Origin of the sequence: Campylobacter sp., from assembly GCF_019423325.1 — a bacterium.
Taxonomy (GTDB): domain Bacteria; phylum Campylobacterota; class Campylobacteria; order Campylobacterales; family Campylobacteraceae; genus Campylobacter_B.
In genome coordinates this window covers 200,135-215,621 of record NZ_JAHZBQ010000001.1, presented here as the reverse complement: position 1 = coordinate 215,621, position 15,487 = coordinate 200,135, and the positions used below count along the sequence as shown (strand labels likewise).

The 15,487-nt window shown below is 44.5% G+C and carries 13 protein-coding genes and 1 tRNA gene; 8 read left to right on the top strand and 6 right to left on the bottom strand.

The features are described 5' to 3' along the window. Positions 1–8: 8 nt before the first annotated feature. Positions 9–554, bottom strand: coding sequence for a hypothetical protein (locus QZ367_RS00965; protein WP_291936105.1), 546 nt, complete (start codon positions 552–554; stop codon positions 9–11). A 100-nt stretch (positions 555–654) separates the two neighbouring features. Here QZ367_RS00965 and mobB point away from each other — a divergent pair, with 100 nt between their 5' ends. From mobB to dapE, 5 genes are all read left to right on the top strand, one after another. After that, positions 655–1,143, top strand: a complete 489-nt coding sequence (mobB, locus tag QZ367_RS00960; protein ID WP_291936102.1) for a molybdopterin-guanine dinucleotide biosynthesis protein B — start codon at positions 655–657, stop codon at positions 1,141–1,143. 10 nt (positions 1,144–1,153) lie between these two features. Continuing rightward, the gene (locus QZ367_RS00955; RefSeq protein ID WP_291936099.1) at positions 1,154–2,002 is read left to right on the top strand and encodes a class 1 fructose-bisphosphatase; all 849 of its coding nucleotides are present in this window, start codon (positions 1,154–1,156) and stop codon (positions 2,000–2,002) included. After that, positions 2,002–2,211 (top strand): hypothetical protein, encoded by a 210-nt coding sequence (locus QZ367_RS00950; RefSeq protein ID WP_291936097.1) that lies wholly within the window; start codon positions 2,002–2,004, stop codon positions 2,209–2,211. The genes QZ367_RS00955 and QZ367_RS00950 overlap by 1 nt, the downstream gene beginning before the upstream one ends. 1,171 nt (positions 2,212–3,382) lie before the next feature. Next, a complete protein-coding gene (locus QZ367_RS00945) occupies positions 3,383–3,979 on the top strand; it encodes a LysE family transporter (protein ID WP_291936094.1) in 597 nt (198 codons plus the stop codon). A gap of 15 nt (positions 3,980–3,994) precedes the next feature. Continuing rightward, a complete protein-coding gene (dapE, locus tag QZ367_RS00940) occupies positions 3,995–5,173 on the top strand; it encodes a succinyl-diaminopimelate desuccinylase (RefSeq protein ID WP_291936089.1) in 1,179 nt (392 codons plus the stop codon). Between the two features lie 1,057 nt (positions 5,174–6,230). Here the strand turns inward: dapE and QZ367_RS00935 are convergent. From QZ367_RS00935 to QZ367_RS00925, 3 genes are all read right to left on the bottom strand, one after another. Then, a complete protein-coding gene (locus QZ367_RS00935) occupies positions 6,231–6,794 on the bottom strand; it encodes a methylated-DNA--[protein]-cysteine S-methyltransferase (protein WP_291936087.1) in 564 nt (187 codons plus the stop codon). Positions 6,795–6,937: 143 nt separating this feature from the next. Beyond that, complete coding sequence (locus tag QZ367_RS00930) at positions 6,938–8,845, bottom strand: hypothetical protein (RefSeq protein ID WP_291936084.1); 1,908 nt, start codon at positions 8,843–8,845, stop codon at positions 6,938–6,940. A 25-nt stretch (positions 8,846–8,870) separates the two neighbouring features. Further along, complete coding sequence (locus QZ367_RS00925) at positions 8,871–9,683, bottom strand: M23 family metallopeptidase (protein ID WP_291936078.1); 813 nt, start codon at positions 9,681–9,683, stop codon at positions 8,871–8,873. Between the two features lie 108 nt (positions 9,684–9,791). On the opposite strand from QZ367_RS00925, the gene QZ367_RS00920 reads away from it, so the two are divergent. From QZ367_RS00920 to QZ367_RS00910, 3 genes are all read left to right on the top strand, one after another. Continuing rightward, entirely contained in the window at positions 9,792–10,607 is an 816-nt protein-coding gene (locus QZ367_RS00920) for a lipid-binding SYLF domain-containing protein (protein ID WP_005872227.1), read from the top strand. Positions 10,608–10,852: 245 nt separating this feature from the next. Then, a tRNA-Lys gene (locus QZ367_RS00915) sits at positions 10,853–10,928 on the top strand. Positions 10,929–11,166: 238 nt separating this feature from the next. Continuing rightward, a complete protein-coding gene (locus QZ367_RS00910) occupies positions 11,167–12,393 on the top strand; it encodes a tyrosine-type recombinase/integrase (RefSeq protein ID WP_291936071.1) in 1,227 nt (408 codons plus the stop codon). A gap of 1,680 nt (positions 12,394–14,073) precedes the next feature. On the opposite strand, the gene QZ367_RS00905 is transcribed toward QZ367_RS00910, so the two are convergent. Next, the gene (locus QZ367_RS00905) at positions 14,074–14,970 is read right to left on the bottom strand and encodes a hypothetical protein (protein ID WP_291936068.1); all 897 of its coding nucleotides are present in this window, start codon (positions 14,968–14,970) and stop codon (positions 14,074–14,076) included. An 11-nt stretch (positions 14,971–14,981) separates the two neighbouring features. Then, positions 14,982–15,395, bottom strand: a complete 414-nt coding sequence (locus QZ367_RS00900; RefSeq protein WP_291936065.1) for a hypothetical protein — start codon at positions 15,393–15,395, stop codon at positions 14,982–14,984. Positions 15,396–15,487 lie beyond the last annotated feature (92 nt).

Here is a 15,487-nt window from a genome sequence, read left to right as displayed (position 1 = left end):
TCTCTCCTTTAATCTTTCAGATCGATCTGCGGGTGCCAATACATCGACTTTGAAATTTTACGAAATTTCATCGTGGCACCCAGACCATTTGAGGTGCGGTAGCTAAGCACCAGCTCGTCCTTATCGCTCTTAGGCGCGGTGATCTTGTAGCGGCTTGACCACGCGATCTTAAAGAGCTCCTTTTGCAAAAGCGGATCGCCGTCGTGTAGCGGCACTACGTTTGCGTTTACGCCGTTGAGCTGCACCGCGCCGATCTGCACTTCTTTAGGATAGGAGGTGAGCAAAAACACCTCGTCCTCCGCGGCGTTTCTAAGCTCGGGCGCGACGGGATTTAGATAGGTCGCCACTCCCAAATAGCGATCGCCCGCGCGCACCGATTCAAATTTTTGCGTGTAGGCCAGAAACTCGTTTTTAAGCGGATCGTGACGGGGATCGTTTGCGGAGCAGGAGTTTAAAAATATCGCTAGCGCGGCTAAAATAGCGCCCTTTGCCGCAACGCTTAACGAGCCCCTTGCCGCACTGCCTCGCGCGCCGTTAAAATAAAATTTCTTCATCGATCTTCCTTTGAAATTTTAGGCGCATTTTAACGAATTTTGCTTTTTAAAAGGCTAAATTCGCTACAATCTGCTCATCTTAAAAAGCCGGATTTTAAAAATGAAAAGACTTGTTATCGCATTTTCAGGCCCTTCCAACAGCGGCAAAACGACGCTAATTTGTAAGATCGCTAAAATTTTTATCGCTAGCGGGCTGCGGATCGCGATCGTAAAGCACGATCCGGGCGATAAGGCGCGCTTCGACGTAGAGGGCAAGGACAGCGCAAAATTTAGCGAGCTCGGCGCCGAAACCGTCGTGATGAGCCCGACGCGGACGAGCTATTTTTCGCAGCGCTGTATGCAAATTGACGAGGTCGTGCGAATGCTCGGAGAATTTGACATCCTGCTCGTAGAGGGGCTAAAGACGCTGCCGCTGCCGCGCATAAGCCTATTTCGCGACAAAATCGATCCTGCGTATCTGCCATTTTCGGATGCGATCGCTTCAAATTTAAGCGGCGAACAGATGGATAAGTTTTGCCCGGTAAATTTCGACATCAACGACGCTGCGAGCATTAGCAAATGGATCTTAAAAAACGCTAAAAAAATGTAAAGGAAACGAAATGCAAGAGATCGTAAAATCAATCCAAAATATCGCGCTACAAATCGCCGAGGAACTGAAATACGCGGACTTCGGCTACACCGATCATCACAACAGCACGGGCGATACGCAGCTCAAACTCGACGTAAAAAGCGACGCCATAATCGAGGCGGAATTTCGCAAAAATCCGCTCGTACGCGCCCTAATCAGCGAGGAGAAAGATGAAATTTTAACGCTGCGAGAGGATGCGCGCCTAATCGTCGCTTACGATCCGCTCGACGGCTCTAGCTTGGTAGACGTAAATTTCGCCGTGGGCTCGATTTTTGGCATCTACGAAGATGAAATTTCGCCCGCAAACTTAAAGGCGGCGATCTATTGCATCTATGGACCGCGCCTTGAGATGGTTGTTTGCGAGGACGTGCCGAAGCTCTACCGCCTAAATCGCGAGGGCAAATTTAGCTTCGTAAAAGACCTGCGCCTACAGCAAAAAGGCAAACTAAACGCCACGGGTGCGACGCAAAAGGGCTGGAGCGAACCGCACCGAAAGCTCGTGCGCACGCTGTTTGATGAGGGCTACCGCTTGCGATACAGCGGCGCGATGGTAAGCGACCTGCATCAAATTTTATTAAAAGGCGGCGGACTTTTCAGCTACCCCGCTACCAGCGATCATCCGCGCGGCAAGCTTCGCGTAACCTTCGAAGTGCTACCGTTTGCGTTCATCTTCGAGCGCGCGGGAGGCACCACTAGCGACGGCGCGAACGGCTCGCTTTTACAGCTTAAAATTGAAAAAATCCACCAAAGCACCCCTTGCTTTTTCGGCTCGAAGTACGAGATCGCGAAGATGCATGAAATTTACGGCGGGAAAAACTGATGGCTGATACCCAGAGCAGCGCGCCGCGCGACGTTTATGACGAAATTTTAGATAAAAGCTTAGCCGCTCTGCAAGCGTGCCAGGCAGAGCACAATCTCACTAGCTGCTTGGAGTGCGAGAAGCTGCTAGATTGCGCGGTGCGCGATAAGTACGTCAAGGCGGTTTATGAGAGCATGTCGCACGGCGCGACGGGGGATTTTTCGTTTTAAATTTAGCTATTGCGACGCGAAATTTTACGGAGCAGGCTGCTTAAAGCTCTTGCGGCACAATGTTTTCACGAAAATGGCTGCGGCGAAGAATTCGCTCTTTAATGCAGATTTAATCCGGCGGCGCGCAGGTTCTTGCTTTGCAGTGTAAAATTTGCTCCGCTGCGAAACGATAAAATTTACGGCGCGATTTGGCGTCGCAGCGAGATATGCTCTGCGGCGCATCTGTTTTGCGGGCCAGATTTTACGGCGGGCGATAAAATTTAAAATGAAGGTGTAGCCAAATTGCAGGCACGCGGCTAAATTTCAAACGCACATACGGTTAATTCGGCACGCGGCTAATTGAAGCGGACAAACGTTGATCGGGCTCCGCGGTCGGATTTTTAAAATTTGTGGATAAAATTTTAAGACAGGCAGAACGGCGGGATTGTATCCTTCGTTGAGTTTTTAAAATTTACGGATAAAATTTTAAGGCGCGATTTCGCTTCGCAAAATTTTATCTGCGATCGTGAGCCGTTTATAAGCGCGGACGCGCGAAATTACGCAAAGCAAAATTTCGGCGGGCTAAATTTTACCGCCGCGATCTTTAAATTTACGCGACTAAAACTTACCGACTTGCGCGAGCCGCCGTTTGTCGCCAATCTTTTGCTAGTTTAAATTTTGCCTTGCAAAATTTAGCTCGCAAACTTAGCGGCACAAACGAGACGGTAGATTTTGCCTCGCAAAATTCTAGCCGCAAAATTTAAAGTGTAAATTTAAATCGCGATCCATGCGTTAAAATTTAAAAACTAAATTTGAAGTCTAGTAAGCGGGTCCACCGCACGAATGCTCGTATAAATTTCAAGCACATAATGCTCATATTGAAATTTTGCGACTGAGCATGTATGTGAAGCGCTCGTTAAAATTTCAAATCCGAAGCCCATGCAACTACACACGTTAAAAATTTTAGATCCGGGCACGCTACGATGCTCGCGTTAAAATTTTAAAAGCAAGGCGCATTGCGGCGGCGGTTGCGTTAAATTTAAAAATCGATCGGCGATCGCGCGGAATTTCAGGATCGATCTATTCGCGAAGCTGTGCGTCATCGATCTGTTCACAAAGGCGCGCGTCATCGCTCTATCTGCAGCGCCGCGCATTGAAATTTTAGAGCAGATTTGAGGAGTATAAGCAGAGGATGCAGCCATTCGTACAAGGGGTTTTGTTGGGGTTGGGCGTTAGCGTGCCGATTGGCCCGGTAAACGTGCTGATAATGTCCTACGCGCTGCGAAGCTATACCAAGGCGCTGTGCCTGGGCATCGGCGCCATGAGCGCGGATATGCTCTATCTGGCGCTATCGGCGTTTGGTATATCGCAGTTAGCCAAAATCCCGATCGTTTTTGCCTGCATATCGGTATTTGGCGCGTGCTTTTTGCTCTACACGGCGTACGCGACCTGGCATGGCGCGACTCGCTCGGTGCAACCCGCAAGCGTCGAGGCTTGCTCGGGCGCGGTGCTTTACGGCAAAGGCTTTTTGATAAATTTACTAAATCCATACGTCATTATGTTTTGGCTCAGCGTCTCTGCCGGCACTGCGCGAGCAGATTTTGCGCTTGCTCTTGCGGGGCTTGTAAGCGGAATCTTAGCTTGGATCACGCTTTTTCCGCTTGCGATATATCTAGCCCGCAGCAAGCTTCCAAACATTGTAGTGCGGGCATTTGCATATATCTCGGCGTTTATTTTGGTATTTTTTGCACTAAAGCTTTTATACGCTATAATTTTTGCTAAAATTTGAACCAAAGGATGGCTTATGAAACCGATTGAAATTCTAAAAGAGCTCATCAAATTCCGCTCGCTCACACCTAGCGACGACGGAGCTTTCAACTACGTCTCAATGCTGCTGGCGGACTTTAGTGAGGATAGATTCGAGCTAAACGGCGTAACTAACGCGATTTTTACCAAGCGCTTCGGACAGGGTCCGCATCTATGCTTTGCCGGGCACATCGACGTCGTGCCGCCGGGCGAGGGCTGGGCGAGCGATCCGTTTGTGCCGGTGGAAGCGGAGGGCTTTTTATACGGGCGCGGCGCGCAGGATATGAAAAGCGGCATCGCAGCGGCAATCTGCGCGCTAGCGGCGGCACGCGATTTTAATGGCACGCTAAGCCTGCTGCTAACCAGCGATGAGGAGGGTGACGGCATCTATGGCACGCGCGAAATGCTCTCTAAATTACGCGAGCAAGATGCCCTACCCGACTTCGCAATCGTTGCGGAGCCTACATGCGAAGTGCGCTTCGGTGATACCATTAAGATCGGCCGTCGCGGCTCGATTAACGGCGTCCTCACACTCACGGGTATCGGCGGGCACGCAGCCTACCCAGATAAATGCATCAATCCTGTCCACATTTTAGCGCCGGTGCTTGCAAGCCTCGCGGGGCATGATCTGGACGCGGGTAGCGAGGATTTCGCTCCAGCCAAGATAGTCATCACCGACATTCGCGGCGGTTCGCAGGTAGTAAACGTAACACCCAAGGACGTACGCGTGATGTTTAACGTACGCGGCGGCGTAGGGCTGGGGCTAGAGGACGTGCGAGACTATGTACTGGGGTTATTTGAACTGGACGCTAAAGACGTGCTATGCAACGAAAGCGAATCCTGCGGCAAGCTAGAAATGAGCTGCACCGCGCAGCTGCAAGCAGGCGCGTCGCTACACCTCGCGCTAAAAAGCTCCTCAAAGCCTTTTTTAACTCAGCGAAGCTCCAAAATCGTGCAAAAACTAAGCGCTAGCGTGCAGAAGATCTGTGGCGCAGCAGCCGAGCTAAACACCGCAGGCGGCACGAGCGATGCGAGATACTTCGCGGAGTTTGGCGTGGAGACGGCGGAGTTTGGCGTGCGAAACGACACGATCCATCAGATCAATGAACGAGTAGAGATTAGCGACGTCGAAAATTTAGCTAAAATTTTTAGCGATCTGATAGAAAATTTCGGCTAATTTAAGAATTTGGTAAAGATGCGTAGATGTTCTGCGTTCTGCCAAGCTTCGCCAAATTTGCCAGGGTTTTCGCTCGTAGCTGCTTGGCAAATTTTATCTTTGCCGTGCGTCTTACGTAAGAATTTCGCTCTGCCGCGCCGCTTTTGCTAAGAATTTTATCTACAGCACGCTCGCCGCTTTTACAATTACTTTGCTATGCAACGTCGATTTCGCAAGAAGCCTTAGCAAAACGCCACCCACCTCAAAGGCGAGCTTTGACGACGATAATGCTGCCCCTACTAGGATTTTTTATAAAAATGCTGCTTCTGCGAGAATTTCAGCAAATAGCGCGATCTTTGCGCAAAATTCCTCTCGCTCTCTTTGCGTAGAATTTCATCTTCGTCAGGTGACTCTAGCGGCATACTGCTGTACTTTGCCGTCTTCGTGAAAAATTTTATCTTTGACGCGCCCGCTGCTTACGCAAGAAGCTTGGCTAGGACAATGCCGTTTCTGCTGGGATACCGCCCGCTTCGTGGATTTATAGAATTTTATTTAGTCACGTTGCCGCTGAGATAAATTCTGCCCCGCTTACCGCTTCTGCGCGGATTTTAACCATGCCTGACAAGCGCAATTAAAAATTTACTTTGCTTTGATACAGCGGCGTGGAATTTTGCCCATACGGCGTAGCGACACAGAATTTTAACCTCTGCAAAATTCCGCCTCAAAACTTGCTATCCTTTCCTATTTTCACGAAAGGGATTCAAAATTTTGCTGCTTTACGCGCTGCCGCACTAAATGCACGCAAGATGAAAATTTATCGAAGGACTTCAGCGCAGAATTTCGCGAGGCTAAATTTTACTGCTGCGAAAAATTTCAACCACTCATAGCAAATGTCTGCGGCGCGATAAATTTAAAGTTAGGACTTTAAAGCCGGCTTAGCAGGCTTCTTGCCAAATTTTAACTATCTTGGTCGCCGTAAGACGAGAAGTTTACAAAATCGCTTTATGAAATTTCGCAGCGTCGCGCGGTAAAATTTTAAAATAAACGCCTGAGCGGCAAGGCAGAATTTAACGGAATTTTACTTGCCAAATTTGATTAAATTTTCTCTTTCAAAGTTTAGTAGCCACGCTTTGGTCGCTACGCCGCCCGCGCCGCTGTATCCGCCGAGCCCGCCTGCAGCTACGACGCGGTGGCACGGCACGATGATGGGGATTTTGTTTTTGCCATTTGCGCTACCTACTGCTCGGCTTGCGCGCGGTCTGCCGATAGCCGCGGCTAGCTCGCCGTATGTTACGACCTCGCCGTAGGGGATCTCTAAAAGCGCACTCCACACGGACTTTTGAAACTGCGTACCATTTTGGCTCAGTTTAACGCTAAAGCTTTCAAGCTCGCTCCTAAAATAGGCGCCAAGCTCGTCGGTGCAAAGAGCCAAATTCTTTCTTAAATCGCTAAGCTTTAAATCGCGTCCTTTATCATCCACAGCACACACAAAGCCGAATTTAAGCCCTGCGTCGTGCTTTTTAAAGATCTCATCATTGGGCCCGCAGACAGAGCTTTTGACCCAGTCGATACTGCAAATCCCGATCTCATCATCACAAATTTCAAGCATTCCAATGGGCGAATTAAAAAAGGCTTTTTGCATCTCAATCCTTTCAAATTTTTACTAGTTTGATCAAAAAATTTTAAAAAGCGCTTGTTGCGGTGCGAGCTAAAGCTCGAAAACGATGGAATTTCATGCGGTAGCTCAAAATTTTTAAAATTTATACGCAAGGCCCTGCAAAGCCTCTACTCAAACCGCATGATGTTTACTAAAACCCCGTCGAAAACGTCTTGCTTAAAAAGCTTGATCTCGCGCACGATATCTGCATTGTCGTCGTCGATGACGCCGTTTTTGACGAGGCTGTCCTCGATGAGCTTAAAGATAAAGGCGTGATTGCTGACGTCAGAGATACCGCTTTTAAAGCCCATTTCAAGACGCACCGGCACGCCTATGTGCACGCCGCGTAGTTCCTTGGCGATGTAAAGATCAGCGATCGTGCGCACCATCTTTTTCGCCATTTGGTAGCTCGCCGTGGACGACAAAATATCATTAAGACCGAAATTCTCCATCAAAAGCGGAATACGAACGCGCGCCAAAACCCCTTCGCCAGGCTCGCTCGCGCTCTTTTTCAAAAACGAAATTTTAATCCTATGCGCGATGCCTATGAAACGCGGCTTAAGCTCGATGAGCCTAGCTTTAGACGCTTGCGGTAGCGAGATAGGACGCGAAGTGCTTGCAATAGGCAGAGCCTGCGGACGTCCCGGCAGGCGCGCGCGCTCTTTCGCAGGCGCTTTGCGCGTAGGCTTGCCATAGAAATTTACGGGCTTAGTCGCAAAAGTTGATTCGCTCCCAAAAGCAGCAGACGCGGGCTCATCACCAAGCGCCCCCTCCGCCATAGAAGAAGCAAACGTAGAATTCTCACCCGTTAACGCAGACTGCGCAGATTGCTCAAATTCGGGCACAAATTTATTTCCCGCTTGCGGTGGCAAATTTAAAGGGTGCCACTCTTGTGCAGAGATTTTCTGTGCTAAATTTTGCCCATCGGAATTTTTTAGCGCGTAATTTTGCCCTTTTGCCAAAAACGCGGAATTCTCACCAACGCAATTCTCATCTTGAGGCGTAAATTCCGAGGCATTTTCTAAGGCAAAATTTGCGGCGCGGCGGCCAGCGAAATTAGCGCTTTGCCCCTTGGAAAACTCGGAGCCTTGAGACCCACAATCATTTGCGCACTTTATATCAAGCGCAGAATTTGCGAAAGTGGAATTTTTTGATGCAGAGCTTTGCGCCGTAGAATTTTTACTTTGTAAGTCCGTGCCCTGCTCTGCTACAAACGAATTTTCAGCTGCAAAATTCTCCGTTTGCGCCATAAAATTAGAATTTTGCGCCTCAAATGCGGAATCTTTCACGAGCGCAGAGCTTTGCGCGGAAATAAAATTTCGCGATGCAGGAATGAAGCTTTGCCCTTTGGCAGAATTCGCAGACACAGAGCTTTGCGGCATAAAATTTTTACTCCTCGCATTTTCGCTCTCTTCGAAATTAGCAGCAAGCCCCACGCTCATGTCATTCTGCACAGCGTCATTTTGCGAAATTAAATTCTCGCACGACGTATCCCACGCGGTATCTACGCAAAATTCCGCCCGAGCCGCACCATAAAATTCTGCTTGCGAAACATCTTGAAATTCTGCCTGCGAAGTAAAATCTTGCGCGTTATGAGCGCTGCGCGCAGAAAAATCTCGCTCGCCGCGCCTTGCGTTTGTAGTATACGAAGTCTTTGCCAAGCTGTCGCCAGCCTCGGGCGAAACTGCGCTTAAATCTCCTTCGCAAAAGCTACCAAAATCGCAGGCGCCGTCAAACTCAGCATAGCCATAACCATCCGCTGCACGGAGACGATCTGCGCGGGCTTTCTTTTTGGGCGTAGAAGAGAGCGTGAGCCTGCCTGCAAGCTCGCGTCCGCCAGAGTTTAAAATCCCAAAAATTCTAGCTCTAAAGCGCTCGAACTGCTCGCCACTAAGCGAAATTTTGTCGTTTAGGCTCTGCACGCCGAAGTCTGCAGCGGTAAAATTTACGATCGCTCCGTCCCTACTCGCGACGCGCACGCGGCCTTTGACCGAGCCTTTTAGCTTAAAATCGCTGCCTGCGAGAATTTTTTTCATTAATTCCTTCGGATTGTAGGGCATTTTAGCGCTCGCCAAAAACCACTTCGTTAAATTTAGCGACGAAGCTTAGCGGATTGACGCTCACGCCGTTGATCGCGATGCCGAAGTGCAGATGTGGGCCGCTAACTCTACCGCTCTCGCCCGAAAGCGCGATTTCATCGCCTTTGTGAACGTGATCGCCAAGCGCCACTTTGATCTCGCTTAGATGATAGTACTGCGAATAGATACCGCCGCCGTGATCAATCACGACCGAACCGCCGGCGTAGTAGCGGTCTTTGGCGATGACTACGACGCCGTCGTTGGCGGCGCGCACCCCAGTACCTACCGCGGCGCGATAATCGGTGCCGCTGTGATAGCTTTTAAGCTCGCCATTAAAGGTGCGGGCATTGCCGAACGCAGAGGTTATTTTGGAGTTTAAAGGCAGCTCAAACGGCGTAGAAAAAAGATAGCGCGGCGTGGTGATCGCATAGATCGCGTTGGCTTCGTCGAGCTCTTTTTTGATACGCGCGGCGGCTTCTTTAGGTGGTTTAACTTTGCCTGGAGCGACACTTAGAGCCTCTTTTTTATACTCACCCTTTTTCAAAGCAACGATCTGCTCGTGGCTGCCGCTTTGATCTACTATCCGCAGCGCGAAATCTCCCTTAGCACGGTAATTCGCTGCTAAAACGGCGATTTTATCGTTAGAATTTGGAGCCGTGATGAGAGGAATTTGCTTTAAGCCAAAGCTCAACTCGGTCGTGCTTTTATCTAATTTTAAGATAACAACGTCGCCGTTTACTATGTCTAAAGCGAAAATTTTGATCGCCAAAAGTGCAAAAATAGCTAGAAATTTCATAAATTTTCCAAAATTCGTTATTTTCCATCAATTTTTTGTTAAAAATTAGCTAAAACAAATGAAATTGCTGTTATAATAACGAAAATTCAATTTTAAAAGGATTAAATGATGAAAAAGTTTTTGCTTCTAGCATCTGTTGCACTTTGCGGTCTTTTGCACGCGGACGTCGTGGCAAATCAAGAGGTTATAGCGGCGACTAACGTCGTTAGATCTTTCGTAGCGGCTAATAACTTCGGCACCGATGAACGCTATCTGACTAGCGCCAAAGCCGTCGCAATCCTAACCGACGTAAAACGTTTAGCTGCGGGCGCATCGCTACAATACGGCGATGGAATTTTTAGCGTCAAAGGCGAGAACGGCGAGTGGAGTTCGCCGATTTTTATCAAATATAAAGGCTACGGCGTGGGCTTACAGGCGGGCTACGAGACGAGCGACATCGTGATGATCTTTCATACTACGAAGTCATATCAAGACATTTTTACCGGCACAGACACCCTTGAGATCAATGTAGGTGCTGCAGCAGGCGGCGTAGGTAGAAGAACAGGTCGCGCAACCGATCTACCTGATATTTCTGCATGGATGGTAAGCCCGGGCGAGCAAACAGGTGTCTACCTAGGCGTATCGATCGATAACGGCAGAATAACTATTGACGATCAGCTAACTAACGACTTCTATGAGAGAATTTACGACTACGAGGATATTTTAAACGATTCTCCGCGCGCGAATAAATACGCAAAAAGATGGAAGGAAGTGATGAGGAAGTATTTCACAAACGGCGAGAAATACGGCGCTAGCAGCAGTGCAGCGATACCTGTAAATCACGTGCAGAAAAAATATCCTGACGGCAAGCCGATCATCTCAAACCGCTCTCCTAGAACTCATGCTAAGGCTACGCGAAGCAAAAAGGCTAAAAAAGCAAAATAAATTATCGAGCCAAGCCCCGCTTATGGGGCTTCTTGCGTTGAGTTTGTGCAAGAGCGTTTAGATGTGAAATCGAAACGTATAGGTTATTTTTTAAGAAAATTTATTGATTCTTTACTAAAATATTTTATTTAATTTTTATGAGTTATTAGATATATAAGGACCGAATAAAATTTTATGAAATTTAACGAAATTTTTATAAAATTTAATCAGTTTTTTATATTTTTATCACTACAATTATAGTTCTTGTCTCGTTAGCTCAGTTGGTAGAGCATCTGACTCTTAATCAGGCGGCCGTAGGTTCGAATCCTACACGGGACACCATCTATCAAATTTTCCCCCTATTTTTAGTTTTTTGATTTTTTTGAAGGCCCTGTTTTACGGGTTTTTCAAATTTTTTCAAAAAAATTTCAAATGCTAAAAACGCTAGATTATACAGGCGGTTTAAGAGAAACTACTATATATTAAAAAATGTATAGTAGCTCTTAAGCTTGTTAAACTCTTTGGAAGCTTTTATAATTTGTCCTATGAAACTATATGAAATTTTAAAGGATAAACGGTTATGAAAGTTTTTTCTAAAATTAAAGACGATCCGGCTTTTAAAACGAACCCCGATAAAGTGATCAGAAATTTCTCCCTGCCTCATCGCAAAAATACTATGGTAGAAATGATAGATGAGCATATAGCAGTTAGATTTTACCGCTCATTTACTAAAAAGGGAATACAAACAATCCATAGGCACTATCACTATTGCATAGGCGGCAAGCTGATTAAGTCTTTAGGTAATGCAGATGAGATAAGCCTAAGCAAAGCCAAAGAAACTCTTAAAGGTTTAATGATAGATGATTCTGCTAAGCTGATCCCTGCTAAAAATACTCTGGCAAGCGTTTATAGACAGTTTCGCAGACATAACGGTAATGTTGCATTAGCAACCTCTAAAAGACGAGATATGAGCTTTAAGGCTTTAAGGGATATTTGCGACAAAGATATAAACAAGATAAGCAAAAAGGATATTATGCCGATACTGGATTATTATTACGATAATGAGAAGTACGCCTCATTAGAAATTTTATTCAAACTCATTAAAAGACTATTCCGATATGCTCGCATAAGAGATATTTCCAAAAATCCATTATTTGCAGAAGAGGTGTTTAAGGACTTTTATACTATACCTCGTCGTAGCGAATACCCATATATAAAAGATGACTTGGATTTAACCGTACTTATCAAATTTATTATGAACTATCCTCATCAAATAGGTGTTAAGAATGCTTTGATATTCGGACTGCTTACAGGGCTAAGAAGCTCAAATGTAAGAAATTTAACTCATGAGCATTTAAAAATAGGTGATGATGGAGAATACTACTTACTATTCCCGCAAGATGAGAATAAGGTAAAAAGCAATGGAGATGAACATCTAGGACTTCCTAGAGAAGTAGGGCAATGGCTGCAAACATTACATCCTCATCATAGCCACTGCCCGTTATGCTTTGCCAATACGCAAGGAGAGGTACTAAGCGATATGACTCTAGTTAAAGCGCTTAAAACCTATGCTCCCGTAATAGCTAAGAATAGACTAGTTTTTCACTCTTTTAGAAAGATATTAGAAACCTTTGCATATGAAAAAATTCATGAGAACAAGCTGGATCCTTATAGCATTGAACGCACCCTTTTTCATGCACAAAGAGAGATACAAAAGATTTATAACAAAGCTACGAATATTGAGAATACGCGTAGGGTTCTAACATGGTGGCTAGGTTATTTAAAGGGGCTGGGGTTTAAATTTTAAGGGGAGAAAGGGGAAGGCCAAAGGCATTATTCCTACTATGGATAGCGCCTTTAAGTCTATATGCCATGTGTTTTAGAAATTTCCGGATAAGCGGAAAGACGGTGAGATAGGAAGTTGAAACAAAACCTACCACAGTTTGTCATTCTACAGCTTACCGTAATTAGCGTATGAGCCGCCTTATCCTCTTAAAAAAGCACTTACTTTCCCTCCCCTCCCATATATTACTTCATCACTACTCCTTTCCTAAGCGCTCGCCCTCATTTTAGCGTATTGCTTTCTTTTTAAGCACTTGCCTTTTTTGATACTAAAGACGAGTGCTTGCGAGGATAGGGCCACAATAGATTATATAAATTCTGAAGCATTCCCATTCTTTTTTTACCTCTACGCTTTTTGCTAGTAATTTCTTGCATATTGCATATTAGCTTTTATATCTTTTAATGCTCGGTTTACCAGGTTGTGCTCTATTCCTCCATAACCTTCATAGGTTTACCAGGTTCCTTCATTGCTTTTATATCTATCCAAGCTTGTTAAAAACAACAATCTTCTTTTAAAAAAACAGCTCATATCATTTTTTTGTTTTCTAGCTATATTGTTTTCATAAGGTATTTTTTGAAATATCCTTATAACGTTTTTACTAAGGAGAAAGAATGTTTTATATGTTAAAAAAGCCTCTTAGCTTTTTGAAGTAACCTTTAAAGTTTATATATTATGGTTTTTCGATGGGTTACGTTATCGGTAATGTTTTATTGATAAGCTTAAACGCTTGTCAAGCATTCTTAATCTTTAGTTCCCCGCTGGCGGTTTGGGGTAATAAGAAAAATCGCAGAGGTGCGTTATAGCTTCGCACATTAATCTAAAAAGCTTCTGTTTTAACTAAATTCTAAAGATGTAACGTCTTTTTGCCCCTAGAGTTTTTTCCCTAGATAGCCTTCTTATTCGTTTTATTTATTGCCTAAGTGCATTAAATTTGATCAAGGGGACTATCTGAAAAGCCGCGTGGAGGTAGCGCCTCCGTTAAAGGTTACGGGGCTTGTCTCGCTCGTCGCTAGCGGAGCGTTTGCTCGTCTGCTACCGCCGTTGCGATTATTCCTTGTAGGGGGTGTTATTGTATAGATAGAATTTTCTATATCTAAGTGGGTAGGATAAACTTTTATCACAAGGATTATAATCTATGGCTCATGGTCTTATCGATACCTATTTATCTATTGTAAGGATATTCTTGCAATATCATAGGTAGATCGATTTATCATCGGATCAGCCTTTTTATCTCTTTTAAAGGATATTTTGTCATACATAGGCAGCTTAAATTTCTTAACCAAATCAGCATTTTATCCATTGCAGGTATATTTTCTTATAAAAGCCTTTCTGTTAAATTTTAAACTTATCTCTTTTATTCTTTTTAGGAGCATTCTTTGCTAAAGCATTGCTCTTACAAGCAGATAAAGTAACCTCCATCTATACTCTTTATAGATATTTTATGTTAAAACCCTACTTTAAGTATACGCAGCCTTATTTTAATAGGAATTTGAGCATTGACAGGGGTATCAAAGATATTTAGGATATTTAAATCATCTAAGCATCATTAAGCATTAAAAAAGACTTTTAAATGTCGAAAGCACCTATCTAGCCATTCCCTCTTTAATCAAACCTAAGTAATGCCTCTAATCAAGCCAATAATGCCTATAGCCCAACCAAATAATGCCTAGTTATCTCCACTCTTGAATGCCCCATATCTATAGATACCTGAGCTAAAGCTTCTATATGACTCATACCTTCTTTACGCAACTCTTCGTATCTTTCTTGAGCGAAGTTATATCTAAGCCCATGTGTTCCTCTTTTGTCCGCTCCTGCTGCTTTTAGATCTTTTACGTAAGCATTCTTTGGGGCATAGTATCCCGCTTCTTTGGCAAGTCTTAGCTGCCTTATAGTCTTATCGCTTAGCTTTTTAGTACTGTAACATAAGCCGTTCTTACTGCCGAGTATGGTTATGCTATTATCATCGTTGATTTGCCATTTGCTTGAATTGATAGCATCATCCAGTCTTAGTCCTGCTTCCAATTGAAGCTTAGCGGATATATAGTATAATGAGCTTAGTTGCATATTGTTTATGATCTTATATGGATCTTTATAGGCTCTGTTATAATGCCTTTTACGAAGGTTCATACCATTTTTCTTAAATTCTTTCCGGACATCCGTAATATCTTTTCCAGATACGTTTAGCCCTAGCTTACTACAATTATCAAAGCTCTTAGCTAATGCCGATATATAGGTATTAAGTGTTCCTCCGCTTATTTTGTTTGCTTTTAGCAGTAGCCACTCTCTTGCACTACCGGCATTAATGTTTTGCATTATTTTTTGACCGTGTTTGGCTTTAAGAAATTCTATATATTGAGTAGTTACCGCTCTTAAGTTTTGAATGCTTTTAATGCTATGGGCGTATACGCTCTTTGTATGACCATTCTGTCCTTTAAGCTTACTATTGCGTCTTACATTACTTTTAGATATTCCGATACCGTTTGCTTGCTTCATAATCTGAGAGATAATAGCTTTAGCGTTCATTCTGGTGTGTAGAGCCATGATATATACCTTTATCTTTTTAATAGTCTTGCTACGCTTGATTTGCTAGTTTGTATGCCGTAGTTTTTCCATAGGATATCTGCTATTTTTTGATAGCTATGGCCGCTTTTGTGTAGGGATTTTAAGCAATCCTTATAATCTGCTATTTTTGATTTGGTCGGTTTTTTCTTTGGGCCCAGTAGCTTTTTATACTCTTTATTTACTACTTCGCTTAAGGCTCTTTTATCTACTTTCATATCTTTGTAATAGTGCAATATACCGTTAAGTGCATTATCCGCTCTTTTCTTATCGTGCCTTGCTCTACTAATATATGAGATAAAGGTATTTACTAGCCATATAAGCTCATTCTGATTAGCAGTTTCTTGAGCTTTGTCGTTAAAGACCTTTATGCCTTTCTTGACTCTTAAAAGATTTTCGTAATGCATATCTGCTCCTTTGTGATAGATTTTGTGGTAAATTTAAAGATTACCGCTCCTATTATAACGGGAGAATAAAAAAATGCCAGGAAGCTTTGCTG